This window comes from Actinomadura sp. WMMA1423, from assembly GCF_006547145.1.
Taxonomy (GTDB): domain Bacteria; phylum Actinomycetota; class Actinomycetes; order Streptosporangiales; family Streptosporangiaceae; genus Spirillospora.
Map to the genome: position 1 here is coordinate 5,453,484 of NZ_CP041244.1, position 24,186 is coordinate 5,477,669.

Annotated in this window: 27 protein-coding genes and 1 tRNA gene; 9 read left to right on the top strand and 19 right to left on the bottom strand. The window is 68.9% G+C overall.

Features of this window, described 5'->3' with window-relative positions:
* Positions 1–63: 63 nt before the first annotated feature.
* The 11 genes from dbpB (FKD65_RS25315) to FKD65_RS25365 form a co-directional block, all read right to left on the bottom strand.
* Entirely contained in the window at positions 64–1,176 is a 1,113-nt protein-coding gene (dbpB, locus tag FKD65_RS25315) for a DGQHR domain-containing protein DpdB (protein WP_141579847.1), read from the bottom strand.
* Complete coding sequence (dpdA, locus tag FKD65_RS25320) at positions 1,173–2,435, bottom strand: tRNA-guanine transglycosylase DpdA (protein ID WP_141579848.1); 1,263 nt, start codon at positions 2,433–2,435, stop codon at positions 1,173–1,175. The genes dbpB (FKD65_RS25315) and dpdA overlap by 4 nt, the downstream gene beginning before the upstream one ends.
* A complete protein-coding gene (gene dbpB / locus FKD65_RS25325) occupies positions 2,432–3,580 on the bottom strand; it encodes a DGQHR domain-containing protein DpdB (RefSeq protein WP_141579849.1) in 1,149 nt (382 codons plus the stop codon). Before dbpB (FKD65_RS25325) ends, dpdA begins: the two co-directional genes overlap by 4 nt.
* Complete coding sequence (locus FKD65_RS25330; RefSeq protein WP_141579850.1) at positions 3,580–4,560, bottom strand: hypothetical protein; 981 nt, start codon at positions 4,558–4,560, stop codon at positions 3,580–3,582. The genes dbpB (FKD65_RS25325) and FKD65_RS25330 overlap by 1 nt, the downstream gene beginning before the upstream one ends.
* A gap of 3 nt (positions 4,561–4,563) precedes the next feature.
* Positions 4,564–5,364, bottom strand: coding sequence for a GTP cyclohydrolase FolE2 (folE2, locus tag FKD65_RS25335; RefSeq protein WP_205718250.1), 801 nt, complete (start codon positions 5,362–5,364; stop codon positions 4,564–4,566).
* Positions 5,361–5,717 carry a 6-carboxytetrahydropterin synthase QueD gene (queD, locus tag FKD65_RS25340; RefSeq protein WP_141579851.1) on the bottom strand — a complete coding sequence of 119 codons (357 nt, stop codon included), beginning with the start codon at positions 5,715–5,717 and terminating at the stop codon, positions 5,361–5,363. Before queD ends, folE2 begins: the two co-directional genes overlap by 4 nt.
* Entirely contained in the window at positions 5,717–6,355 is a 639-nt protein-coding gene (gene queE, locus FKD65_RS25345) for a 7-carboxy-7-deazaguanine synthase (protein ID WP_141579852.1), read from the bottom strand. The genes queD and queE overlap by 1 nt, the downstream gene beginning before the upstream one ends.
* A gap of 8 nt (positions 6,356–6,363) precedes the next feature.
* Positions 6,364–7,068, bottom strand: coding sequence for a 7-cyano-7-deazaguanine synthase QueC (gene queC / locus FKD65_RS25350; protein ID WP_240809590.1), 705 nt, complete (start codon positions 7,066–7,068; stop codon positions 6,364–6,366).
* Between the two features lie 577 nt (positions 7,069–7,645).
* Positions 7,646–7,719 (bottom strand) — tRNA-Pro (locus FKD65_RS25355).
* Between the two features lie 37 nt (positions 7,720–7,756).
* Positions 7,757–8,383, bottom strand: a complete 627-nt coding sequence (locus FKD65_RS25360) for a class I SAM-dependent methyltransferase (RefSeq protein ID WP_168221186.1) — start codon at positions 8,381–8,383, stop codon at positions 7,757–7,759.
* Positions 8,380–9,279 carry a metallophosphoesterase gene (locus tag FKD65_RS25365; RefSeq protein ID WP_141579855.1) on the bottom strand — a complete coding sequence of 300 codons (900 nt, stop codon included), beginning with the start codon at positions 9,277–9,279 and terminating at the stop codon, positions 8,380–8,382. Before FKD65_RS25365 ends, FKD65_RS25360 begins: the two co-directional genes overlap by 4 nt.
* A 94-nt stretch (positions 9,280–9,373) precedes the next feature.
* Between FKD65_RS25365 and FKD65_RS25370 the strand changes: the two genes are divergently transcribed.
* Complete coding sequence (locus FKD65_RS25370) at positions 9,374–9,826, top strand: GatB/YqeY domain-containing protein (RefSeq protein WP_205718251.1); 453 nt, start codon at positions 9,374–9,376, stop codon at positions 9,824–9,826.
* A gap of 46 nt (positions 9,827–9,872) precedes the next feature.
* Here FKD65_RS25370 and FKD65_RS25375 read toward each other — a convergent pair whose 3' ends face one another.
* Positions 9,873–12,176, bottom strand: coding sequence for a transglycosylase domain-containing protein (locus FKD65_RS25375; protein WP_141579857.1), 2,304 nt, complete (start codon positions 12,174–12,176; stop codon positions 9,873–9,875).
* A gap of 326 nt (positions 12,177–12,502) precedes the next feature.
* On the opposite strand from FKD65_RS25375, the gene FKD65_RS25380 reads away from it, so the two are divergent.
* The gene (locus FKD65_RS25380) at positions 12,503–12,814 is read left to right on the top strand and encodes a WhiB family transcriptional regulator (protein WP_141579858.1); all 312 of its coding nucleotides are present in this window, start codon (positions 12,503–12,505) and stop codon (positions 12,812–12,814) included.
* A 223-nt stretch (positions 12,815–13,037) separates the two neighbouring features.
* Here FKD65_RS25380 and FKD65_RS25385 read toward each other — a convergent pair whose 3' ends face one another.
* From FKD65_RS25385 to FKD65_RS25395, 3 genes are all read right to left on the bottom strand, one after another.
* The gene (locus FKD65_RS25385; RefSeq protein ID WP_205718252.1) at positions 13,038–13,265 is read right to left on the bottom strand and encodes a S1 RNA-binding domain-containing protein; all 228 of its coding nucleotides are present in this window, start codon (positions 13,263–13,265) and stop codon (positions 13,038–13,040) included.
* 235 nt (positions 13,266–13,500) lie between these two features.
* Entirely contained in the window at positions 13,501–14,658 is a 1,158-nt protein-coding gene (locus FKD65_RS25390) for an ArsA family ATPase (protein WP_141579859.1), read from the bottom strand.
* Between the two features lie 94 nt (positions 14,659–14,752).
* Positions 14,753–15,748 carry an ArsA-related P-loop ATPase gene (locus FKD65_RS25395; RefSeq protein WP_141579860.1) on the bottom strand — a complete coding sequence of 332 codons (996 nt, stop codon included), beginning with the start codon at positions 15,746–15,748 and terminating at the stop codon, positions 14,753–14,755.
* A 237-nt stretch (positions 15,749–15,985) separates the two neighbouring features.
* Between FKD65_RS25395 and FKD65_RS25400 the strand changes: the two genes are divergently transcribed.
* On the top strand, positions 15,986–17,116 hold the full coding sequence (locus tag FKD65_RS25400; RefSeq protein ID WP_141579861.1) for an SPFH domain-containing protein: 1,131 nt from the start codon (positions 15,986–15,988) through the stop codon (positions 17,114–17,116).
* A 10-nt stretch (positions 17,117–17,126) separates the two neighbouring features.
* Here FKD65_RS25400 and FKD65_RS25405 read toward each other — a convergent pair whose 3' ends face one another.
* Entirely contained in the window at positions 17,127–18,356 is a 1,230-nt protein-coding gene (locus FKD65_RS25405; RefSeq protein WP_141579862.1) for an MFS transporter, read from the bottom strand.
* Between the two features lie 81 nt (positions 18,357–18,437).
* Between FKD65_RS25405 and FKD65_RS25410 the strand changes: the two genes are divergently transcribed.
* Complete coding sequence (locus FKD65_RS25410) at positions 18,438–18,953, top strand: MarR family winged helix-turn-helix transcriptional regulator (protein ID WP_141579863.1); 516 nt, start codon at positions 18,438–18,440, stop codon at positions 18,951–18,953.
* An 81-nt stretch (positions 18,954–19,034) separates the two neighbouring features.
* Here the strand turns inward: FKD65_RS25410 and FKD65_RS25415 are convergent, their stop codons facing one another.
* Positions 19,035–19,982, bottom strand: a complete 948-nt coding sequence (locus FKD65_RS25415; protein WP_141579864.1) for an NADP-dependent oxidoreductase — start codon at positions 19,980–19,982, stop codon at positions 19,035–19,037.
* A gap of 131 nt (positions 19,983–20,113) precedes the next feature.
* Here FKD65_RS25415 and FKD65_RS25420 point away from each other — a divergent pair, with 131 nt between their 5' ends.
* Positions 20,114–20,521 (top strand): helix-turn-helix domain-containing protein, encoded by a 408-nt coding sequence (locus FKD65_RS25420; RefSeq protein WP_141579865.1) that lies wholly within the window; start codon positions 20,114–20,116, stop codon positions 20,519–20,521.
* Here FKD65_RS25420 and FKD65_RS44415 read toward each other — a convergent pair.
* Positions 20,494–20,652: a hypothetical protein gene (locus FKD65_RS44415; RefSeq protein WP_205718253.1), complete on the bottom strand. Its 159-nt coding sequence runs from the start codon at positions 20,650–20,652 to the stop codon at positions 20,494–20,496. The genes FKD65_RS25420 and FKD65_RS44415 overlap by 28 nt on opposite strands.
* Before the next feature lie 150 nt (positions 20,653–20,802).
* Between FKD65_RS44415 and FKD65_RS25425 the strand changes: the two genes are divergently transcribed.
* The 4 genes from FKD65_RS25425 to FKD65_RS25440 are packed head-to-tail and all read left to right on the top strand — an operon-like array spanning position 20,803 to position 23,307.
* Complete coding sequence (locus FKD65_RS25425; RefSeq protein WP_141579866.1) at positions 20,803–20,961, top strand: DUF4177 domain-containing protein; 159 nt, start codon at positions 20,803–20,805, stop codon at positions 20,959–20,961.
* Positions 20,962–21,014: 53 nt separating this feature from the next.
* Positions 21,015–21,476, top strand: a complete 462-nt coding sequence (locus tag FKD65_RS25430; protein ID WP_141579867.1) for a RidA family protein — start codon at positions 21,015–21,017, stop codon at positions 21,474–21,476.
* 48 nt (positions 21,477–21,524) lie between these two features.
* Positions 21,525–22,379 (top strand): NUDIX hydrolase, encoded by an 855-nt coding sequence (locus tag FKD65_RS25435; protein WP_141579868.1) that lies wholly within the window; start codon positions 21,525–21,527, stop codon positions 22,377–22,379.
* Between the two features lie 4 nt (positions 22,380–22,383).
* Positions 22,384–23,307, top strand: coding sequence for an MBL fold metallo-hydrolase (locus tag FKD65_RS25440; RefSeq protein ID WP_240809591.1), 924 nt, complete (start codon positions 22,384–22,386; stop codon positions 23,305–23,307).
* A gap of 23 nt (positions 23,308–23,330) precedes the next feature.
* On the opposite strand, the gene FKD65_RS25445 is transcribed toward FKD65_RS25440, so the two are convergent.
* On the bottom strand, positions 23,331–24,017 hold the full coding sequence (locus FKD65_RS25445; protein ID WP_067483689.1) for a Crp/Fnr family transcriptional regulator: 687 nt from the start codon (positions 24,015–24,017) through the stop codon (positions 23,331–23,333).
* Between the last annotated feature and the right edge of the window lie 169 nt (positions 24,018–24,186).

The window sequence follows — 24,186 nt, forward strand, 5'->3', positions numbered from 1 at the left end:
AGTTATGACCGTCCACACCGCAACACGCACCTGTAAGGACCCGGGTCCAGTCTCAGGGAAGGATCAGAACAGCGGGTCCTGGTCGACCATGACGAGGAGGCCCTTGGTCAGCCACTTCACGTCGTTGGGAGTGTTCTGCAGGCCGTTCCACTTGCGTTCATCGTCCCTGCCGAAGTGCCAGCTTCCTTCGGTCCAGGCCGCTACGACCTTGATGTTCCTCAGCTTCTCGAGGATGTGGTGGCGGTCGAGCTCTTCGGCCGGCTCGTCCTCGGTGAGCTTGTCCATCACGTAACCCATGGCCTGGATGCCGACGCCGTGAGTTAGCCGCGACGTGCGGGGCGGCTTGCTCCAAGCGTCCGGGAAGACGTCCCTGACCAGGCCCCAGAACGTGTTGAGGTGGAGCAGCATGCGTTCGACGTCTCCGCCGCCTTGCTCGTCGCGGTACTGGTAGAGCGCCCCCTCGTACATGCTGTTCTCGATCATCTTCAGGACGCTGTTGTCCTTGATGTAGCCGTCCGGCGAGGTGGGGGTCGCGATCGCCTTGTAGAACGGGCCGGCGCCGGTCCCGTTGAGACGGGTCATGAGCACCGCCGGCAACTGGCGGCGGGCGTATGCCGGCGGCAGGTGGCCTCTGGTGTTGGGGAGCAGTTCGTGGATCAGGCCCTTGGGCAGCGGCTTGGTGTTGTTGACCAGGATGAACTGGGCTCGCTGCTCAGCCTCGTTGTCGGCGATGAAGCCTACGGCCGCGACGGGAAACGTGTCGATCTCTGCTTCCCTGATGGCAGCACTGCGCTGCTGGCCGTCCACCAGCCAGGCGGGTTTCTGGTCCTCGGGAAGGTCCTCGTCCACGGGTATGACGAGTTCTCCGGGCACCGAGTAACCCTCCCCTGTCTCAGGGGTTGTCCCGGCCTCGAACTTCACCCTGCTGTCGAATGCCAGCACGATCGCGTTCGGCAACATCGCCGAGGGTGACTCAAGATAGCGCTTGATCGCTCTGATGTGGTTGGCTACCTCCGGGCGCTGGTAGCCGTGGAGTTCCTCCTGGTCATCACGTCGGATTCGAGACACAGCCGCGAACTCATGCAGGCGCTTGCCGTCAACCGCGAAGCAGTAGATGCGGCGATCACCTTGCCGGACCTCCAGCGCTGGAAGACGAAGCGTGTGCTGGTCGGTCATTGGTTCTCCTGACTAGGCGCACGGCCGATGTGTTGAATCTTAGCGGCGAAGACCGCAAGGTTGTGGAAGCCGCGGCTCTTGTTCCGTTCCGTGCCTCGGAATACGGCTATCTCAATGCCAAGCTTGCTGCAGAGTCCACAGTTGCAAGTCTTCCATGGTTTCTCTTGGAGGAAGATCTCATACTTGGGGATGCGAGATTTCTTAACGCCCTTATTGGGGTCCAATTTGTCGCCTTCAACTAGTTGCTCATAGTCGCGAAGGACGTTCAGTACCTTCTCCAGGGAGGCCTTAGCGTCACCTTCGTCGTAGGCTCGCAGCAGGCGAAGTGTCTCGCGCTCGAGGCGCTTGGCTTCGGATTGCGATACTTCGCCAGCTAGCACCTTTCGCTTCAGGGACGGGTTGCCGTCCACCTGAGGCACCCGGATCGCCATGTAAGCGCCATCAGCGGTGTGGTAGTTGTTCTTGTCGTCCATGAACGACTGGCGAAACGGCGATGTGCTATCGAAACTGGTGACCCCGAGAGCGGCGAACTCCTTGATGGCACCGACTCGAGTGATGCCCAACAGATGCAACTCGGCTTTTTCTCGAACCTTGTCTATCTCGTAAAGACAGTCCAAGATGTCGTCGGTCTGCCGGCGCACCATTCCTCCGAGTGCGATGCGCCGGTACCCCATCTCTTCGAGTTGGTGGACGCTGTCAGCGTAACTGGCAGGACTCCATCCCTGGGCAGCCCCCACCGGGACGATGGGACGATCCCGCTTCTCGACTTCGTCGAGAAAATCTCGCGCGTACTTAAGAGTGATCCTGCGGCGTTCAGCCCACTTTGATGCGACTACGGATTCCGTGGCGGCCGGGTCATAGTGGAAGACGACGTGATCTACGCTAACGCCCTCATCAAATCCACAGCGTTCATAAAAATCTACGACATCGGAGACGCTGTACGGTGGCTCGATTTCGTCAATATAGTTAAAGGCGCCACAATCACCTAGCGTTGTGACGCCGTCCGGGAGTCTGAAATACTTCTGGACGCCCAACCTGTGAAGCCGTTCTCGCTGCGACATCGTGTACTTCCCGGATCCTCGCACCGAGCCGTCCACAATAGCTTTGCTGACCAGGATCCCGTGGTAGGGGCGCTCTGCCAGAACCTCATGCGCGTACTTGTCGTGACGTTGCCGTACGCGGTGCGGGGAGTATTCCTCGTAGCGAAAGTCGAACGTCGGGCTGACCTGGTCTTGGCTATCTGGGAAGAAAAACTTCAAAGGAGTTCCCTGCGTGCGCTCTGGTACAGTCGGATCAGGTAGTTGGAAAGCTCTTGGACATGCTTTCCCACATTCTCAATTTCGTTCCAGCGATGCCCAAGGCCCTCCCAGGTCCCAGTGGTCCAGTGACAGTGCGGAGCGATAAGTTCGAGGTGTTGCCGAATCTGCTCGTATGCATCATCGCGTTGAGGGTCAATAGTGCCAAGGATGCGATCCATAAGGCGGCCCATTGCCTTGATTCCAGCGCCATGCATCAACCGACTTTTTTCCGGTGGTTTGCCCCATGCTTCAGGGAAAGTGTCTCGGACCGCCGTCCAGTAGATGATCAAAGCTTGAATTATTCCGTCGTAATCCGTTTCGCCGCGACCGATGTCGCGATACGGAAACAGGCAGCCGGAAGGGGAGGTGAGGCTTTCTTGGATCATGTCAACGACGCCAGTGTCGGTAACTACCGCACCTGGCTGGCGGCTTCCGGCACTCGAGGCTCGCTTGATCATCCCTTGAAAAGGGGATTTTCTGTCGGTGTTCAGCACATCGCATAGGCTCGATGGAGCCTTGCGTACCGCCAGGCGAGCCGGTAGGGGGCTGTCCACCTCGGGTAGCAATTCGGTGACCAAGCCGCGAGGAAGTGGGCGCGTATTATTGATGCGCACAAACTGATCGCGCTGCAAACTCACTGTATCGGCGACAAACGCCGTAACTGGGACAGGCAAGTCTCTGCGTTTAGCTCGCGCCAAGGCCAACGCGCGTTGCTGTCCATCGACGATCCAGGCGGGCTTCGGCTTGCCCTCCCTCGGCAGGGGAAGGAACAACCGGCCAGTGTCGGAGGCGCCATCATCTGGGAGCCGGTTGCCGCCGCGGGTGGCTTTGAAACGGACGTCAGGCGAGAGCGCCATGATGATCGGGTTAGGGAAGATCGGCAGCGGGCTGTCCAGATACTCGACGATCTCCTGGATGTGCTTGCGCACCTGGGGGCGCTGATAGCCGATCAGCTTGCCTGCCTCATCGCGGCTCACGCGGGAGATGTCGGCGAACTCGAGGACCTGCTCGGCCTTCAACATGAAGATGTAGAGCGGGTAGTCCTTGACCTGGATGATCCGAAGCGCTCGCACCTCGATGGAAGGCTCGCTTCTGGGCATGGACATCAGGACCAGTCCTTGAGCACGTCTTCCTGCATGATCTTCTGGAACAGCCCCTTGAAGCGGGCCTGTTCGCAAGACCGCCCAGAACTGCGTAGCCGGCGCAGCAGCTTGGTCGCAGAGACGGGCCCTGCTTCCTCTGCCATGGCTGTGCGAATGAAGGCGAACACCTCATCGTCGCTAAGCCTGGCACCCGGAGCCCGGGAGATTACTGGGGGAGCCGACTTTCTCAGTTCCTTCATCAGGGCGGCAAGCGTCGGCCGCGTGAACGGCTTTTGCTGCTTTCTGGCCATCTCCAGCACGTGGCGGGCGGCCCGTGCATGCAAGGAGAGCAGGCTCCCACCTACTGCGGGCTGGACCGCCGCAGAGACAGGGACGATGAAGTTCTCCAGGCCCGGGTACCGGTGGCCAGGCCCGATGATGACAAAGTTGTTCGGATCGACTAGCTTCTCGGCCGCCCGCTGGAGATCGGGAGCGCACGGCCTCAGATAGGCGTCCGACATGACGGCAATGACGGCAGCGTCCGGGTTGCTGGCGGCGAGGTCGGTGAACGTCCGAGGAGCACCGGGGACGGGGCCGGTCCACTCGGCCAAGGCTCCCCACCACCTGCGGGCATCGTCGGTTGTGGAGGCGACAGAGTCCTTCTGTCCGAAGGCGAAGGTAGCCGCATAGGCGGCGATGGACGCGTCCTCCGGCATCAGCCCGTATCCGGCGGAGCAAACCCACATCGAAGCAGAGGGGCCAACCACTGCTCCAAGTTGTTTCGCCACCTGCCAATACTCGCCGGCGTACAAGTCGGCTGCGCGGGTGGTCGCTGCTCCGGCGACGAGGCGGCTGATCCAGTCGTGGCAACGCGCTTGTGTGTCGTGGTTCTGGGGAAGTTCGCGTGCCCGGAGCGTGGAGGAAAGCGAGCCTCGCTTGCGGTTAGCGCAGGTGACGACCAGGTGGACAGACTGTTCGCCTGGAGTGCTCGTGTTGTCGCCCATCGCCTATGCTTCGCCGGCTCGGCGGGTCCAGGACACCGCTGCGTAGGCGGCATGGTTGTGGATGCTCTCGTCGTTGAGTGCCCGAATCTGGTACGCGGCGATGGTGTCCAGCGTCCTCAAAACCTGGGCGACGTTGCGGACCATGTCCTCGACGAAGACAGGGTGGTCATAGGCCGCCATGGTCACGTGGCGCTCGTCCGGCCGCTTGAGGACGGCGTAGACGGGCGAAGACGCCGCCTTCTCCGCGATGTCGATCAGGTCGTCAAACCAGAAACCGCCTTGTGGATCGGTCGGCTCCACCACGATCGTGATGTGGCCACGCTGGTTGTGGGCGCCCCGATCACTGATGGCCTTGCTGCATGGGCAGACACTGGTCACAGGTACCGTGACGGCCATCGTGACCCGGCTTTCCTCGGGGGCGCTGACGGCGGCCAGTGAGCACGCATAGTCAACAAAGCCGCGCGCCCCGGTCACCGGGGCAGACCGCTCAAGGAAGTAGGGGAAGCCGAGGCTGACACGCGCTGTGGGACTGGACATACGTTGCCGCAGGTCCTCGGCGAGGGTGGCGATGCTGCTGAGGCTGAGTTGCTCACGAGCCTCGTGCAGCACCTCAATGAAGCGGCTAAGGTGCGCTCCTTTGACTTCTGGGCCGAGGCTGACCGACATGGCGGCGGTGCCGACGGTCTCACGCTTGGCGCCCTGGCCGTCGGCGACCAGGACGGGATAACGAAGCCCTTCCACGCCGACCTCGTCAAGCGGGACACCACGCGAGTCCGGCGTGGCCTGAACGTCCTGCAGAATCACTCTTCCCCCCGGTAGACGCAGCCGGAAGTGCAGGTTTCACGCACTATGACGGCCGAGAGCGGCAACTTGTCGACCAGCCTGTCCCAAATCCACTTAGCAAGCACCTCACTGGTCGGGTTCTCCAGCCCCGGCACCTCGTTAAGGTAGTAGTGGTCGAGTCGTGCGACCAGTGGCTTGACGGCGGCCTTGATCTCTGCGAAGTCCATCAGCCACCCCATGGCCGGGTCGACTTCGCCGCTTACGTGCACCTCGAAGCGGTAGCTGTGGCCATGCAGTCGAGCGCACTTGTGGCCGTCGGGCACGTTCGGCAGCCGGTGGGCAGCCTCGAACGTGAACTCGCGGAAGATCTCCATCAACGGATTCCAAGGGTCTTGTGGGTCTGGACGCTCAACTGCCACTGCGGATTGGCGAGGCAGTAGTCGATCGCCGCCTGTGTGTTGGCGACGAGATCAGGACCGTCCATCGGCTGCAGGAGCAGCCGGTCGAAGGCAAGGTGTTCAAAGCGTTCGGGCTCGGCCCCAACCTGGGGATAGACCAGCTTCAGGTCATTTCCCGAGGTCAGCACGATCTCGGTGCCGGCTTTGGGGCTGACACAGATCCAGTCGAGACCCTCCGGGGCGGGGCGTGTCCCGTTGGTCTCGATCGCGACCTCGAAACCTTCGGTGTGCAGGGCATCTACAGCCTCGCGGTCCAGTTGCAGGAGTGGTTCGCCGCCTGTGCAGACCACGTAAGGGCGGCTGCGCGGGTGTGCGCGTCCCTGCCAGGTCTTGGCAACGGCCGCTGCGAGATCGGCGGCTGTCTGGAACCGGCCGCCGCCTGGGCCGTCGGTTCCGACGAAGTCAGTGTCACAGAACTGGCATATTGCCCGATGGCGGTCCTTCTCGCGGCCGGTCCACAGATTGCAGCTGGTAAATCGGCAGAACACGGAAGGACGCCCCGCGTGGCTCCCTTCGCCCTGAAGCGTGTAGAAGATCTCTTTGACTCGGTACATAGGGCCCGTCAAGCCTTTGCTGACGTGAAGGAGGGGTCCGCAAGGCCGAGTTCGGCGAAGCCCCGACTGCGAAGCAGGCACGAGTCGCACGTCTCGCAGGCGCGGCCGTCGACGGGGTCGTAGCAACTGTGCGTCCAGCCATAGTCCACGCCGAGGGACAGACCTCGCTCGATGGTCTGAGCTTTGGTCAGATCGATCAGCGGGGTGTGGATCTTGAGCTTCTGAGTGCCTTCGACGCCGGCCTTGGTGGCGAGGTTCGCCATGCGTTCGTACGCCTCGATGTACTCCGGTCGGCAGTCGGGGTAGCCGCTGTAGTCCATGGCGTTGACACCGATGAACACATCCGATGAGCCCAGGGTCTCGGCCCAGGCGAGCGCGAACGACAGGAAGACGGTGTTACGCGCAGGCACGTAGGTGATCGGGATCTCCTCGCCCAACTCGTCCGCATTGGCGTGGTGAGGGACATCCAGGGATTCATCAGTGAGTGCCGAGCCACCGAAGACGGCAAGATTGATGTCAGCGATCACGTGGTCGGTCGCGCCCAGCTCGCGAGCCACCTTCTTCGCTGCGTCGAGCTCCTCGGTGTGCCGCTGTCCATACCGGAAGCTGAGGGCGTATGTCTCGTATCCCTCATCCCGGGCGATCGCCAGCACGGTGGTCGAATCGAGGCCACCACTCAGCAGGACCACTGCCCTGCGCTTGTCCGTGCTCACCTGTCGCTCCCCCATCCTGCGCACTGCGCGGAAACTGCAGCCTCATAGCTAACCGGTCGAGTGTAGTTACGTGCGCGGGACGGCCGCAATTCGCCATGCGCTTGAGGTCTCGCATGTCTGTCACGTACGAAGTCCCGTCGCTGACCGCTGTAGGCGAGTCGGGATGTAGCGACGCGGCGACCCTCTGAAACTGCATCGATGGCGGTGGTGGGCCGAGAGCACTTAATGCAACGGTGCGAGTGCAGATGAGGGGCGCAAACCGGCGATCAGCATCCCAGGCTGATGGAGCCGAGGTGATGCGGGGTCCCTGGCAGGCCGGACCCGACTGCAACCTCGGCGTTCAGGAGCCTGCTGAGCAAGTCCCGAGTGGCGGAGGGGTGTCTGGGTGAGTGGGTGCAGGCGGCGGGCGGAGGGGCTGTGGATCTGAACCTGCGGCGGATGGAGGTGGTCCGGTCGGTGCTGGTGCGGGGCGGACGGTGTCCGTGGGTGGTGGCGGAGTTCGCGGACGGATGGCGGACAAAAGATCTTGAGGCCGGTCTCCTGGGGGGAGAACCGGCCTCTGACCTGCACCTTTGTGTCGGGGTGGCGGGATTTGAACCCACGACCTCTTCGTCCCGAACGAAGCGCGCTGCCAAGCTGCGCTACACCCCGGTGGTGGCTGCCCGGGAGGTGTACGTTCTCCCGGCGCCTAGTCCACCTTAGCGGATGCCGGGGGGTGCTGCGTCCCTGTTTTTTGGGCTGTGAAGGCGGTCACGGCGCCGGTGGTCTCGAGGGTGATGTTGGTCAGGGCGGCGGCCTCGAGCCAGGTTCGGAGGTCGGCTCTGGTGCCTGGGTTGCCGAAGGCGCCTTGGCGGCGCAGGAGGGTGATCAGGAGGTCTCGGCCGGCTGCTCTGACGAGGGTTGTGCCTTGGAGGGTGCCGCCTGGGCGTAGGACCCGGGTTAGTTCGTGCAGGGCGGCCTGGGGGTCCTCTAGGCAGTGCAGGCCGTTGTAGGTGAGGCAGGCGTCGAAGGTGTCGGTGGGGAAGGGGAGGTTGTAGATGTCTGCCTGGACGAGGGTTGTCGTCTTGCGGCGGGCCCTCTTGAGCATTGTGGGGGAGATGTCTGCGGCTACGTGGCGGGGGTTGTCGAGAACGGCCAGGCCGCCGCCGCAGGGGATGTCCAGGGTCAGGGCTGAAGGGTCCTGGGAGGTGATGAGTGTTTGTAGGTCGTTTATGTCGTAGTTCCAGAGGGCGCGGGCTCCCAGGCGGGAGAGGGCGCGGTTCTGGACGGCGAAGTCGTAGAAGGAGGCTAGGAGCGGGGCGGTCTTCCAGTTCACCGGCGGGGGACGAGGGTGAGCAGGGAGGCCTCGGGTGGGCAGCAGAAGCGCATGGGGGCCTTCGGGGACGTGCCCAGGCCCGCGGAGACGTGCAGCCAGGAGCCGCGGTGCTTGTGGAGGCCCTTCACGCGGGGGCGGTCGATGCCGCAGTTGGTGGCCAGGGCGCCGTAGAAGGGGACGCAGACCTGGCCGCCGTGGGTGTGGCCGGCGAGGAGGAGGTCGTAGCCGTCGGCGGTGAAGCGGTCGAGGTTGCGCGGTTCCGGAGAGTGCATGACGCCGAGGTGGACGTCGGCCTGGGGGTCGACGGGGCCGGCGATCTTGTCGTAGCGGTCCCGGTTGATGTGGGAGTCGTCGATGCCGCCGAACTCGACGTCCAGTTCGCCAACCTTGAGGCGGCCGATGCGGTTGTTGAGGTCGAGCCAGCCGGCGGCCTGGAGGGACGAGCCAAGCTCGCGGTAGGGGAGGTCGGGCTCGCGGCGGCGGCGGGCGTAGTCGGTCTTGCTCGTGCGCCAGATGTAGCGCAGGGGGTTCTTGAAGACCGGGGAGTACAGGTCGTTGGAGCCGTAGACGAAGACGCCGGGGCGGTCGAGGAGGGGGCCGAGGGCGTCCAGGAAGGGGCCGATCGCGTCGCGGTGCGAGAGGGTGTCGCCGGTGTTGACGACGAGGTCGGGCTCCAGGGCGTCCAGCGAGCGGACCCAGTGGATCAGGCGGGACCGGCCGGGGGTGAGGTGCGCGTCGGAGATGTGCAGGATCTTCACCGAGGGGCGGCCCGGTGGCAGCACCGGAACGTCGAAGCGGCGCAGCCGGAACCAGTTCCGCTCGATCAACGATGCGTACCCGAAGGTCGCGGCCCCCGCGCCCAGGATCCCCAGGGGCACGGCGTGGATCTTTCGCACGGCTCTCCCTTCTCAGGGTCCCATGCTTTCAGACATGGGCGCCGCTCGGTAATCCTGATGAGGCCCCGGGTCGCGGACGGGCATGATGTGGGGCATGACCTTGAAGGAGAAGCTGGAGACCGACCTGTCGTCGGCGATGAAGGCGCGCGACGAGCTTCGCACGCGCACGCTGCGCATGGCGCTCACGGCGGTGAAGAACGAGGAGGTCGCCGGCAAGCAGTCGCGCACGCTGTCCGACGACGACGTCGTGAAGGTGCTGGCGCGGGAGGCGAAGAAGCGCCGGGAGGCGGCGACGGCGTTCGGTGACGCGGGGCGCGAGGAGCAGGCTCAGGCGGAGCGGGACGAGGGCGAGGTGCTGGAGCGGTACCTGCCCGCGCAGCTGTCCGACGAGGAGCTGGCGGCGCTGGTGGCGGACGCGATCGCCGAGACGGGTGCGGCGGGGCCCCGCGCGATGGGTCAGGTCATGAAGTCGGTGAACCCGAAGGTGGCCGGGCGCGCGGAGGGCGGGCGCGTCGCGGCGGAGGTGAAGCGGCAGCTCGCGCAGTAGCGGCGGAACGAGGAAGGGCCCGGCATGGCGCCGGGCCCTTTTCGCGTCAGTTGCCCCGGCGTCTCTGGGGCCCGTCCTTCTTCTTGCCGGCGCTCACGTAGAGGATGACGGTGGTACCGGGCGGGACGGAGGTGCCCGCGTCGGGTGACGTCGACACGACCGTTCCCTTCGGCTGGTCGGAGTCGACGGATCCGGACGCGAGCTGGACCTTCAGGTCGGCGCCCTTGAGCTTGGCGGTGGCCGCGGCGACCGTGAGGCCCTTCACCTGGGGGACGTTGGTGGTGTCACCGAAGTCGCGGGACGGGGTCTGGAAGCCGGGCGCGGGCTCGCCGGCCAGGGCGTTGCGCATGGACTGCTGCCACATGCCGCCGGGGATGTCCGCGCCGTAGACGCCGTAGACCTTGTAGGTCCAGGGGCCGCGGAAGTCCCAGTAGGCGGTGGCGGCGGCGAGGTTCGGGGTGAAACCGGCGAACACGGCGCAGGTGAACTCTTCACAGGTTCCGGTCTTGCCGGCGGCGGGACGCCCGATACCGCGCCCGGCGGCGGTGCCCTTGGTGAGGACGCCCTGCAGGATGGAGTTCACCTTGTCGGCGACGTCCTGGTCGAGGGCCTGGTGGCAGTCCTGCTTGGGCAGCTTGAGCTTCTTGCCCTGCGGGTCGACGACCTCGGTGACCGAGACGGGGGCGCAGTACTTACCGCGGGCGGCGAAGCCGGCGTAGGCGGCGGCGAGGTGCACCATGTCGATGTCGTTGACGCCGAGGACCTGGGACGCGATCGGAAGCAGGGGGTAGCCGCTGGCCTGCTTCATCCCGAACTTCTCGGCCATCTTGACGGCGTTGCAGACGCCGACGCGCTTCTCCAGGACGGCGTAGAAGGTGTTGACCGAGTGCCAGGTACCGGTCTTCAGGTCGAAGTTGCCCTTCTCGCTGTCGCCCGCGTTCGACAGCGTCCAGGGACCGCCGCCGACCATGGCGTTCTTGACCATCTTGTCCTCGAACTTGCCGGTGTAGCGGCACGGCTGGAAGCCGGTGATCGTGGTGGTCTGCGGCGAGTTGATGGTCGTGCTCACCGGGATGCCCTGGTCGATGGCGGCGGCGAGGGTGAAGACCTTGAACGTCGAGCCCGCCGAGACGCCGCTGCCGCCGCCGTGCGCGGAGTCGGCCGGGAGGTTGATGGTCGTCCGCCCCTTGCCGGCGCCGTACCGCTTGCTCAGCCCGATGGCCCGGACCTTGCCGGTGCCGGGCTCGACCATCGCCTCGGCGCCGACGCGGTTGCCGCCGGGGGCGACGGTCCCGCGCAGGGCCTTGTCGACGGCGTGCTGGTCCTCCATGTCGAGCGTGGTGCGGATGGTGTAGCCGCCGCGGTTCAGCTTGTTGACGACGTTCTGCTGCTGCTTCGGCTTGAGCTTCCAGTACTTGCCGTCCGACAGGATGTTGAGCATGTCGTACTTCACGTACTCGCAGAAGTACGGCGCCTTGCTCGTCTCGCAGCCGCCGACCGGGTCGGTGCGGTTCAGCTGGATCGGCTTGGCGGCCTCCTCGTCGGCCTGCGCCTTGCTGATGTGGCCGAGCTGGGCCATCCGGTAGAGGACGACGTCGCGTCGCTTGCGGGCGTCCTTGGGGTTGCGGATGGGGTCGAAGGCCGAGGGGTTCTGGGTGATGCCGGCGAGCAGCGCGGCCTGGCCGAGCTCCAGCTTGGACGCGGGGACGCTGAAGTACCGCTTGGACGCGGCCTGGACCCCGTACGCGCCGGCGCTGAAGTAGGCGACGTTCATGTAGCCCTCAAGGATCTGGTCCTTGGTGAGGCGCTGCTCGATGTCGAGCGCGTAGCGGAGCTCGCGCATCTTGCGTCCGACGGTCGGCGCCGTGACCTCGCGGTACTCCTCCTCGGTCTTGGCGCTGTCGACCAGGAGGTTCTTGACGTACTGCTGGGTGAGGGTGGAGCCGCCCTGCGTCTGCTCGGACTCGACGTTGGACGCCAGCGCGCGGATGGTGCCCTTGAGGTCGAGCGCGCCGTGCTCGTAGAAGCGCGAGTCCTCGATGTCGATCATCGCCTGCCGCATGATGGGGGCGACCTGGTCGAGCCGGACGGACTCGCGGTACTTGTCGAAGAACGTGGCGACCTGCTTGCCCTGCGCGTCGTACATCACCGTCTTCTCGGACGGCGGCGTCGTCTTGAGCTGGCTGTCCATGTCCTTGAAGTTGTTGGCCGCGTCGCGGGCGGTCAGCCCGGCGCTGCCGACGGCGGGCAGCGCGATCAGCGCCACGATGATGCCCGCCGCCGCCGCGAGCGCGACCAGGTCGAACAGCTTGGACACGGTCTTGGCCCGATCAGTATTCGCTACGCGCACGGGGTCTAGGGTACGCGGGACGAGCAGTGCATTCGGGACAGGTCCCCCAGGGGTCCCGCTTTCCGGGCCGGGCGATCAGGATCTTCGTCCGTTATGCCCGCATCGCGACAACCCCTGCCGTGTCTGGCGCGTCAACTACAGGTAACTAGTCCGTTCCGGCGGTATGGCCCCGGTGGGCTATATCGAGAATGGGCCCAACGGGGGCTGTTGAAACGTCCCTCGCTTCCGTAAGTTCTTCCCCACGGCTTTCGTTTGGCGGCCTGACGTCCGCGCCCGTCCGGCCAAGGAGCGCAAATCGACACAGACCCTAGGGGAGTGGGGCCAAGATGTGGATCACGGATTGGACCGCCCGCGCCGCCTGCCGTAACGCGGATCCGGACGCTCTGTTCGTGCAGGGTGCGGCGCAGAACCGAGCGAAGCTCATCTGCCGCGGCTGCCCGGTGCGCACGGAGTGCCTCGCCGACGCGCTGGACAACCGGATCGAGTTCGGCGTGTGGGGCGGTATGACGGAGCGGGAGCGGCGTGCTCTGCTTCGGCGGCGGCCGGATGTGCGCTCGTGGCGCGACCTGCTGGAGACCGCGAAGGAAGAGTACGAGCGGTCGGCGGAGGTCGACGAGGAAGAGCTCGTCGCAAGCTGAGTCCGGCCGGGCCGCACGGCTCGTCCGGCAGTAGTGGTCCAAGGACCGGCACGGTCCAAATAAAGCGTGACGGGCAGACCCGTACCACCTTTTCCGGTACGGGTCTGCCTGCACGCGTTCGCCCGTTTCCGCTGATCAGAGTGCGCGGGGCTCTGCGACAGGCGGCGGGCCGCATGCGTACAGTTCCCGTAGTGCTGATCCGGGAGAGTGCGCTTCTCCCGGATCAGCACGCCGCGCGGGCTAGGCCGGGGCCAGGCTGAACCGCTGACGCTCCGGATCGATCGCGAGGATCCGGACCGAGACGCGGGCTGCCGACCGGCCAGGAGTGCTCGGGGGCGAGGCCGGTGAAGCCCTCGGACTCGACGAACGATCCGAACGGGACCTGCTCGGTCACCACGCCCTCGATGACGTCACCCACCGGGTGCCGTGCGAGGAAGTCCTGCCAGCTCATGTTTCACCTCCTTCCGTCACGAGCGGCTGTTCGCACGTCTCGTGGCGGCGGGGCGGGCTCTCGCCCGCGAGGTGATCAAGCGGCGGCCGGGTACCCGTTCTGCGCACGGCGCATGGCCGACCCCGCAGTCATGGTCATGAGGATGACCCGGCCCGGGCCGCCCGCCCGGCCAGGCCCGCCGGGCGTCAGGCCTCCCGGTGGACGGTCCACGCGGACGACCGATCTCTCCCGGGCGTCAGGCCGCGCTGGGGGCCGCGGTCGGGGCGGCCAGGTCCTCGCCCACCTGGCGCAGGCCCTCGAGGTCGTGGACGTCCTCGGCCTGCGCCGGGACGGCCGTGACCGGCACGTTCGGGTGCGTGGAGGCGAAGTGGTCGCGCAGGCGCTCCTCTCGGGCGGCGAGCTGCATGCGGTCGGTGTGCAGGCGCAGCAGGGCCGCGGTCAGCGTGTGCTCGCCGCGCTCCTCCAGCGTCTCGGCGGCGGCCTGGCTGCGGGCGGCCGACAGGGTGTCGGCGGCGGACTCGTGGACGCGGTTGACCACGAGGCCGGCGAGCGGCATCCGCTCCTCGGCGAGGCGCTCGACGAAGTAGGACGCCTCGCGCAGGGCGTCGGGCTCGGGCGCGGCGACGACGAGGAACGCGGTGCCGGGCGTCTGCAGGAGCTTGAACGTCTTCTCGGCGCGCTCCCGGAACCCGCCGAACATGGTGTCGAAGGCGGCGACGAACGTCTGCACGTCGCGCAGCAGCTGGACGCCGAGGACCTTGTTGATGACGCCGGTGAACACGCCGAACCCGGCGCTGATCACCTTGACGCCGAGGCGGCCGCCGGACTTGGCCGGGGCGGCGAGGATCTTCATGAAGCGGCCGTCGAGGAAGCGGCCCATCCGCTCGGGGGCGTCCAGGAAGTCCAGCGCGTTGCGGGACGGAGGGGTGTCGACGATGATCAGGTCCCAGGCGCCGGAGCGGTGCAGCTGCCCGAGCTTCTCCATCGCCATGTACTCCTGCGTCCCCGACAGGCTGGACGACAGCGACTGGTAGAAGGGGTTGGCGAGGATCTGCTTGGCCCGGTCCGGGTCGGCGTGCGCCTCGACGATCTCGTCGAAGGTCCGCTTCATGTCGAGCATCATGGCGTGCAGCTCGCCGTCGCCGTCGATCTCGATCCTGCGCGGGTTGTTGTCCAGCTCCGACAGGCCCATCGACTGCGCGAGCCGGCGCGCCGGGTCGACGGTGAGGACGACGACGTCGCGTCCCCGCTCGGCGGCGCGGACGCCGAGGGCCGCGGCCGTGGTGGTCTTGCCGACGCCGCCCGACCCGCAGCACACGATGATCTTCGTGCGGGGGTCGTCGAGCAGCCCGTCGACGTCGAGCACCGGTGGGGTCTTGCTGGTCTGGCTCATCGGTTCACCTCTGCCGGTCGGTCCTCGCCCTGGCGGGCGGTCAGGCTCACCCAGGAGACGCCGCGGCGGGGGACGTGCGGGTGGGCGGGCGCGGTCATGCGGCGCCCTGGCCGCGGAGGGCGGCGGCCAGTTCGTAGAGGCCGGCCAGGTCCATGCCGTCGGAGAGCAGGGGGAGCGTGTACTGGGGCCGGTCGACCGACTCCAGGCGCTCCTTCTCGCGGCGCTGGAGGGCGGTGCGGCGGGCGTGGTCGGCGGCCTCCTCGGCGAGGACGGCGGCGATCGCCTCGGCGTCGTTCTCCAGGCCGGCGGCCTTCACGCCGCGGACGATCTCGCCCGGGTCCAGGGCTCCGGCGGCGGCCACGGCGAGGTCGTCCTCGGTGAGGACGGGCTGGTGCTCCATGTTGACGATCACGCCGCCGACGGGGAGGCCGACGGCGGTGAGGTCGCGGACGCCGTCCATCGTCTCCTGGACGGGCATCTCCTCCAGGAGCGTGACGAAGTGCACCGCGGTCTCGGGGCTGCGCACGACCTTCATCACGGTGTCGGCGTGGTTGCGGACGGGGCCGACCTTGGCGAGGCCGGAGACCTCGTCGTTGACGTTCAGGAACTTCGTGATGCGGCCGGTGGGCGGGGCGTCCATCACGACGGCGTCGTAGACGAACGAGCCGTCCTTCTTCTTGCGGCGCACCGACTCGGACGTCTTGCCGGTGAGGATGACGTCGCGCAGGCCGGGGGCGATGGTGGTGACGAAGTCGACGATGCCGAGCTTGGTCATCGCCTTCCCGGCGCGCTTGAGGTTGTAGAACATCTCGAGGTACTCGATGAGCGCCTCTTCGGTGTCGATGGCGAGCGCGTAGACGTCCCCGCCGTCCGGGGCGACGGCGACGCGGCGCTCCTCGTAGGGCAGGGGCGGGCAGTCGAACAGCTGGGCGATGCCCTGGCGCCCCTCGACCTCGACGAGCAGGACCTTGCGGCCGCCGGCGGCCAGGGCAAGGGCGAGGGCGGCGGCGACGGTCGTCTTGCCCGTGCCGCCCTTGCCGGTGACCACATGGAGGCGTACGCCGTCCCAGTCGGTGTCTCTCGCGCTCACCCGATCGACCATATCGTTCACTCGTCAAACACTTGAGGGGGCGGTCGGCCTCATGCAAGTGATCCCTGACACGGTTCCGCCCCCCGGACGTTGTCATTCGGCCTGCCCGCGCGGTTAGCTGGAAAACGTGAACCGTGCGATGGACGGTTCCGTCTGGGCCCTCGCGGGTCCAGATGCCCGCCGGAGCTCCGGGGGCGGTTCCCGGGGCCCGGCTCCCACGGGAAAGAAGGTGCCGGGATGGAAGCGGTGGCCCTGGTCATCCTGCTCGTCCTCGTCGTCGTCGGCCTGATCGTCCTGTCGTCGTCGATCCGGATCGTGCAGCAGTACGAGCACGGGATCGTGTTCCGGTTCGGGCAGGTGCAGCGCAACGGGCAGCTGCGCCCGGGCGCGGTGCGCGCGCCGGGCCTGACGGTGATCGTGCCGATCGTCGAGCGCATGCAGAAGGTCAGCCGGCAGACGATCACGATGGGGGTGCCCGGCCAGGACGGCATCACCCAGGACAACGTGAGCGTCCGCGTCGACGCGGTCGTCTACTTCCGGGTGATCGATCCGGTGAAGGCGATCGTGAACGTGCACAACTACGGGTACGCGGTCTCGCAGGTGGCGCAGACCTCGCTGCGGTCGGTGATCGGGCAGGCCGACATGCAGGAGCTGCTGGGCGAGCGCGAGAAGATCAACATGCGGCTGCGGGCGATCATCGACGAGATCACCGAGGGGCCGTGGGGCATCCTGATCGAGCGTGTCGAGATCAAGGACGTGTCGCTGCCGGAGGGCATGAAGCGGTCGATGGCCCGGCAGGCGGAGGCGGAGCGGGAGCGCCGCGCCCGCATCATCACCGCGGACGGCGAGTTCCAGGCGTCCAAGCGGCTCGCCGCCGCGGCGGAGATCATGTCGCAGGACCCGGCGGCCCTCCAGCTGCGGCTGCTGCAGACGGTCGTGGAGGTCTCCGCCGAGAAGAACAGCACGCTGGTCATGCCTCTGCCGGTCGAGATCCTGCGGTTCTTCGAGCGCGCCGCGGGCGGCCCCGGCCGCTCCGAGGACGGCGGCGAGGGCAAGCCCGACCTCGGCGAGCGGCTCGCGAGGGCCGAGGAGGAGCTGGCCAGGGCGGCGGAGCAGCCGTCGACGCTGGAGTCGGCCGAGGACGTCCCGCCGGTCATCGGGCTGGAGGAGCCCAAGCGGGGCGAGTCCGCCGTGGCCGCGCCGCAGGAGGAGCAGCGGCGCGGCATCGGCGGCGCGTCCGGGACCCCGGAAACCCCCGGGATGCCCGAGGTCCGGGAAGGCCGCGGCGCGTCCGAGACCCCGGAAGGCCGCGGCGCGTCCGAGACCCCGGAAGGCCGCGGCGAGGAGGGCCCGCAGCCTCCCCGCTGACCTGCCGGAGTCACGGCCGAGGTGACACCGCCGCGGCGTCCGGCATGGCCCGGGGCATGGTCAGGCGCCGGACGCCCGGCACCGCGGCCGTGCCCAGGCAGGTCGCCCCGACGAGGACGGCCGCCGTCCACAGCGGGGCCGAGGCGCCCCAGGTGGAGGCCGCCCACGGGGCGAGCGCGTAGCCGAGGGGCGCCGCGGCCAGCGACAGCAGCCAGTCGTAGGACGTCACGCGCGCCAGCGCCCGCGGCGGGATGGTCAGCTGCACGACGGTCTCCCAGGTCGGGTTGAGGACGCCGAGCCCGGTCAGCGCCAGCCCGTACGCCGCGACGAGCAGGGGCGCGGGCGCGGCGGCCGCGAACAGGGCGAGCGGCAGAGCCAGGGCGGCGAGGCCCAGGTTCGCGACGAGGACGGGGCGGCGCGGACGGACGCGGGCGGCGAGCAGCGCCCCCGCGAGGAGCCCGACGGCGCCCACCTGGACGGTCGCGATCCAGACCCCCTCGCCCCCGAGCCGCTCGACGGCGAGGGCCGGGCCGAGGGTGAGCAGGACGGCGGACGTGCCGTTCCAGACCCCGTGCGCGATGAGGCTCGTCCAGTACCAGTCGCGCGAACGGACCTCCGACCAGCCTTCCGCCAGATCGGCCCGCAGCGAGCGTCGCGGGATCGGGACGTGCCGGACGCGGGTCAGGGCGAGCAGCGCCGCGCTCGCGGCGAACGACGCCGAGTCCAGCAGGAACGTCCAGCCGGGGCCGATGGTCAGCACGAAGGTCCCGGCGAGGGCCGGGCCGGCGAGCCGCGTGGCGCCGTTGGCGACGCCCATCAGCGCGTTGGCCTTCTGCAGCCCGGACGGTTGGACGGTCCCGGCGACCAGGGGCGAGATGGTGGGCGCCTGGAAGGCCGAGGCCGCGCCGCCGACCACCTGGGCGGCGGCCAGGTGCCACAGCCGCGGCTCGCCGCTCAGGAGTTCCAGCGCGGCGAACAGCTGCGCCGCGGCGCCGGCGAGGTCGGTCGCGAGGGCGACGCCGCGCGCGTTGAGGCGGTCCGCGAGCACGCCGCCGAGGGGCAGCAGGAGCAGGCGGGGGACCATCGCGCAGCCGAGCACGAGGGCGAGCGCGGACGTGGAGCCCGTCGCGCGCAGGACGGCGAGCGCCAGGGCGGCGGGGACGGCGGCGTCCCCGGTCAGGGACAGGACGCGGGCGGCGAACAGCAGCCGGAAGTCCCGGCCGCGCAGGGGGTGGTCCATGGGCGCCAATGTAGTTCGTCACCGAACTAATCGGCAACGAATTATTCTCCATGGAATCACTGGGAGGACTACGATCCCCGCATGGGAGACAGGGACCGGACGGACGACCATGTGGCGCGGTGGACGCCGATCGTGTCCGACCTCGACCCCGACATCGAGGGCGCCGTCACCCGGATGGTCTTCTTCGTCAAGCACATCAGGCAGGTCCGCGAGGAGTTCCTCGCCGCCTGCGGCCTTCAGCGGCACGAGTTCGACACGCTGCACGCGCTCGCCGGCCGCTACGGCACCGCGGCGCCCTCCCAGCTCGCCGCCGACCTCGCCATGCCGCCCAACTCGATCACCGGGCGGCTCGACGCGCTGGAGCGCCGCGGCTTCGTCCGCCGGTCCCCCTCGGACACCGACCGCCGCCGGGTCGTCGTCGAGCTCACCCCCGCGGGGCGCTCCGCCTGGCGCGAGGCGATGGACGGCCTGGGCGTCGAGGAGCACCGCCTGCTCGGCGCGCTCGACCCCGCCGAGCGCCGCGCCCTGTCGGACCTCCTCCGCCGCGTCATGCTCCGAGCCGAGCAGCCCGAGCACCCCGAGGCCCCTAAGGGTTGAGGACGAGGCGGCAGCGCAAGCCGCCTGCCTGCGGCCGGGCCCGGGGCTTGCGGGCTTCGGAAGACGACCACTCAGACGGCCCTAAGGGGTGAGGACGAGGCGGCCGCGGAGGGCGCCCGCCTCCAGGCGCGCATGGGCCTTGGGGGCCTCGGACAGCGGGAGCACGTCGGCGACACGGGGCGTGAGGCGGCCCTCGTCCGTGAGCGCGGCGACCTGGGCCAGCTGGGCGGCGTCCGCGCGTATCCACACGTTGTGGACGGTGATGCCGCGCAGCGGGAGCGGGGTGGCCGGGCCGCCGTTCACCGCCGCGAACGTCCCACCGCCGCGGACGGCGTCGAGGGCCGCGACCGAGAGGAGCGCGGCGTCCAGCGCGCCGTCCACGCCGCCGGGGACGAGGGCGCGGACGGAGTCGCCCAGGTACTCTCCGCGCGGGACGAACATCTCCGCGCCGAATCCGCGCACCTCGGACTCGTCCGCGGCGGAGGCGGCGGCGACCACGCGCAGGCCGCGGTGGGCGGCCAGCTCCACCGCGTACCCGCCGACGGCCCCCGCGGCGCCCGTGACGAGCAGCGTGCCGCCGGGCGGAAGACCGAGGAGGTCGAGGGCCTGGAAGGCGGTCAGGGCGTTCAGCGGGATCGTCGCCGCCTCGACCGCCGGGACCGACCGCGGGGCGTGGGCGACCGCGCCCGCGTCCAGGACGATCGCCTCCGCGTAGGCGCCCAGCGGGACGTCGAGCCGGTCCTTGAGGCCGATGACCTCGTCGCCGGCGGCGAACCCGGCCACGCCGTCCCCGACCGCGTCCACGGTTCCGGCGACGTCCCAGCCGATGCCCACCGAGGGCCGCGAGCCGAACGGCGGCATCAGCCCCGCGTCGGCCAGCGCCCCCGAGCGGGTCACGGCGTCGACCGGGTTGACCGCCGCGGCCGCCACCCGGATCCGCACTTGGCCGGGGCCCGGGACGGGCTCCGGAACGTCGGTCAACTCCAATGCGTCGGGCCCGCCGGGGGTCCTCACGACGATCGCGCGCATGACGGCAACTCCTTGAAGGGAAGTGGGGTTGAGGCGGGAGAGCCCGCACCGGTGCCACTCTCGCCGGAACAGCCGCGGGCCGGAAGAAGTTACTTCGCAGTGCGTACGGCACCCGGAGGTGAGCCCGCAGGATGGCGACGATGACGGCGGCGGAGCGCCGCGAGGAGGAGAAGGCGGCGTTCGGCGCCTACGTGGACGGGTGCCCCACCCACCAGCTGATGGGGATCATCGGCAACAAGTGGAGCATGCTGGTCCTGACCGACCTGGCGCAGGGAGCCCGCAGGTACGCCGAGGTGAGCAGGGCCCTCCCGGGCGTGAGCGCGAAGATGCTCACCCAGACGCTCCGCTCCCTGGAGAGGGACGGCCTGGTCGCGCGCAGCGTGACCCCGTCCGTGCCCGTCCAGGTCGAGTACACGCTGACGCTGCTGGGCGAACGGATCGTGCCCCTGCTGGACTCCATCAAGGAGTGGGCCGGCCGCCACATCGAGGAGATCCACGCGGCGCGCGAGCGCTACGACGGGACCCCTGCCGGCGTGTAGCCCTGTAACGCGGCCGACCGCGCCGGTTCCGGGTACTCCCTCAGCTCGATGGACGTGGCGGCCTGCGTGGTCAGCTTGTTGAGGAGCCTGATGAACGGGCCCGTGGTCAGCAGCGACCGACGCCGCACCACTGGCTGAACGTCCACCGGCCGGCCGGTCAGCGCGCGGCCGGGCGGCGTCGGCGGACGCGGTCTCAGGGGACCGGCCGCCGCGCTCGGGGCCGTCCCGTGAACAGCGGGTTCGAGCGGGGTTCGGGTACGGCGATCGCTAGGGTGAGGGCCATGAAGAAGTGGGAGTACGCGACCGTTCCGCTGCTGGTGCACGCGACCAAGCAGATCCTCGACAACTGGGGCCAGGACGGGTGGGAGCTCGTCACGGTCATGCCGGGTCCGAACCCGGAGAACCTCGTCGCCTACTTCAAGCGCGAAGTCCAGTCGTAGCGGCCCTGCCGCAACACCACCGTCGTAACGGGCCTCAACGAGGAGGAATGGCGATGAGCACGCCTGAAGAGCGGATCCGCGAGCTCGGGATCGAGCTGCCGGAGGTCGTCCCGCCGGTGGCGTCCTACGTGCCGACGGCGCGGACGGGATCGCTCGTCTACACCGCCGGCCAGATCCCCCTGGTCAAGGGCGAGCTGGGCGCCACCGGGAAGGTCGGCGCCGAGGTCAGCGCCGAGGAGGCGGCCCGACAGGCGCGGATCTGCGCGCTGAACGCGATCGCGGCGCTGAAGGCCGAGGTCGGCGAGCTGTCGCGGGTCGTGCGGATCGTGAAGGTCGTCGGGTTCGTCGCCAGCGCGCCGGACTTCACCGGCCAGCCGCAGGTGATCAACGGGGCGAGCGACCTGCTGGCCGAGGTGTTCGGGGACGCGGGCAAGCACGCGCGCAGCGCCGTGGGCGTCGCGGTCCTGCCGCGGGACGTCCCGGTCGAGGTGGAGCTGATCGCCGAGGTGTCGTGAGACTCCGGGCTTGACGGAACGCCATTCGGTATGTCCGAATGACTCGCCATGGGGATCACCAACGGGCTCAAGCTGCCCGAGTCGTTCCGGGGCCAGGTCGAGGACATCCTTGCGGGCCGGACCGAGCCGCCGCCCGCCAGGGACGCGGCGACGGTGGTCGTGCTGCGCGACCACGACGAGCACGGGCTGCAGGCGTTCATGCTGCGCCGGGTCCGGTCGATGGCGTTCGCGCCCGGCGCCTACGTGTTCCCCGGCGGCTCGGTCGACCCGCGCGACGGGGAGGCGGCGCTGGCGTGGTCCGGGCCGTCCCCCGCCGAGTGGGGCCGGGCGTTCAACGCCGACGAGACGCTGGCGCGCGAGCTGGTCTGCGCGGCGGTCCGGGAGACGTTCGAGGAGACGCTCGTGCTGCTCGCCGGGCCGACCGGCGAGACGGTCGTGGACGACACCCGCGGCGACGACTGGGAGGCCGACCGGCAGGCGCTGCTCGACCGCTCCCAGTCGTTCGGCGGGTTCCTCGACCGCCGCGGGCTCGTGCTGCGCTCGGACCTGCTGCGCCCGTGGGCGCACTGGATCACCCCGAAGATCGAGCCGAAGCGCTACGACACCCGCTTCTTCGTCGCCGCGATGCCGGCGGGGCAGCGTGCGAGGGACGTCAGCACCGAGGCCGACCAGGTCGCCTGGGTGCGCCCGGCGGAGGCGGCCGAGCGGGCCCGGCGCGGCGAGTGGATGATGCTCCCGCCCACGGTCGCGACGCTGGCGGAGCTCGCCGAGTTCGAGACGGTGGCCGGCGTGCTGGCGGCGCGGCGCGAGATCGTCGTGCACGAGCCGGTCGCGGAGATCATCGACGGCGACGCCTACCTCGTGCTGCCCGAGGACGCCGCGCGGCACTACCCGCAGGGGTGACGAGGTGCCCCGCCGGGTGCCGCTGAGCCAGGCCGTCCTGTGGCGGCTGGCCGGCACCTCCGTGCTCCGGCGGCTGGAGCGGCTCGGCTGGAACCCGGCCCGCCACCCCGATCGGGCCTCGGGCAGGATGGGGGACATGACCGAGATCGACGGGATGGGCACCGAACGGGCGACCTGCGTGCTCGCCCCGAACCCGTCCGCCATGACCCTGGACGGCACCAACACCTGGATCATCGCCGAACCGGGGGCGGACGAGGCCGTCGTCGTCGACCCCGGTCCGAAGGACGGCGAGCACCTCCGGCGCGTCCTCGACACGGTGGAGGCCCAGGGGCTGCGGGTGGCCCTGGTGCTGCTCACGCACGGGCATCCCGACCACTCGGCGGGCGCCGGGAAGCTGGCGAAGCTGGCGGGCGGCGGGGTGAAGGTGCGGGCGCTCGACCCCCGGCACCGGCTCGGGGAGGAGGGCCTCGCGGAGGGCGACGTCGTCACCACGGGCGGCCTGGAGCTGCGGATCCTGGAGACGCCCGGGCACAGCGACGACTCGCTGACGTTCTGGCTTCCAGCCGACGGCGCCGTCCTCACCGGAGACACCGTCCTCGGATACGGGACGACCGTGCTGGAGGGGAGGCTCGGCGACTACCTCGGCTCGCTGGACCGGCTCCGCCGGTTCTCCGCCGACATGGGGGCCGCGACGATCCTCCCGGGTCACGGGCCCAAGCTGGACGACCCGATCGCCGTCCTCGACCACTACATCGACCACCGTCGCGAGCGCCTCGCCCAGGTCGAGGCCGCGGTCGCGGAAGGGGCGCGCACGGCGCGCGAGGTCGTCGAGCGCGTCTACGCGGACGTGGACAGGTCGCTCTGGCCCGCGGCCGAGTGGTCGGTCCAGTCCCAGCTCGACTACCTCGCCGAGCGTGGGGCTGTCTGACCGGTTCCGCTCCGTCCGATCGCCTACTTGGAGCGCTTGCGGAGGCGCTCGATGTCGAGGATCACGACGGCGCGGGCCTCGATGCGCAGCCAGTTGCGCTGGGCGAAGTCGGCGAGGGCCTTGTTGACCGTCTCCCGGGACGCACCGACGAGCTGCGCCAGCTCCTCCTGGGTGAGGTCGTGGTGGACGTGCAGGCCCGCCTCGGACGGCTGGCCGAACCGCTCCGCGAGGTCGAGCAGCGCCTTGGCGACGCGCCCGGGCACGTCGGTGAAGACGAGGTCGGCCATCACGTCGTTGGTCTTGCGGAGCCGCTGCGCGAGCGCGCGGAGCAGCTGCACGGCGACCTCGGGGTGCCCGGTGAGCCAGGGCCGCAGGTCGTCGTGGCCGAGGCCGGCGAGGCGGCACTCGGTGACCGCGATGGCGCTCGCGGTGCGGGGGCGCGGGTCGAACAGCGACAGCTCGCCGAACATCTCGCTCGGGCCGAGCACGCTCAGCAGGTTCTCCCTGCCGTCCGGCGCCGTCCTGGTCAGCTTGATCTTGCCTTCGAGGACGACGTAGAGCCGGTCGCCGGTCTCCCCCTCGTTGAACAGCGTCTGCCCGCGGGCGAGGCGGACCTCGGTCACGTTGGCGCGCAGCGCCTTGGCGCCCTGCTCGTCGAGCGCCTCGAAGAGCGGGGCTCTGCTCAGAACGTCCACATCGCGGTCGGTCACGCTATTCCTCCTCGAACACCTACTCCTAGTGTGACGTACGTCCCACCGCGTACGTGAAGGCAGGGTCACGGCGCGCCGAAACGCGGGACCAGGGGTGATCCGCCCCGAGGGGCGGCCGCGGTCCCGTTCGCCCAGTGTACGGACCACCGGGTGAATGCCGTCACACCGG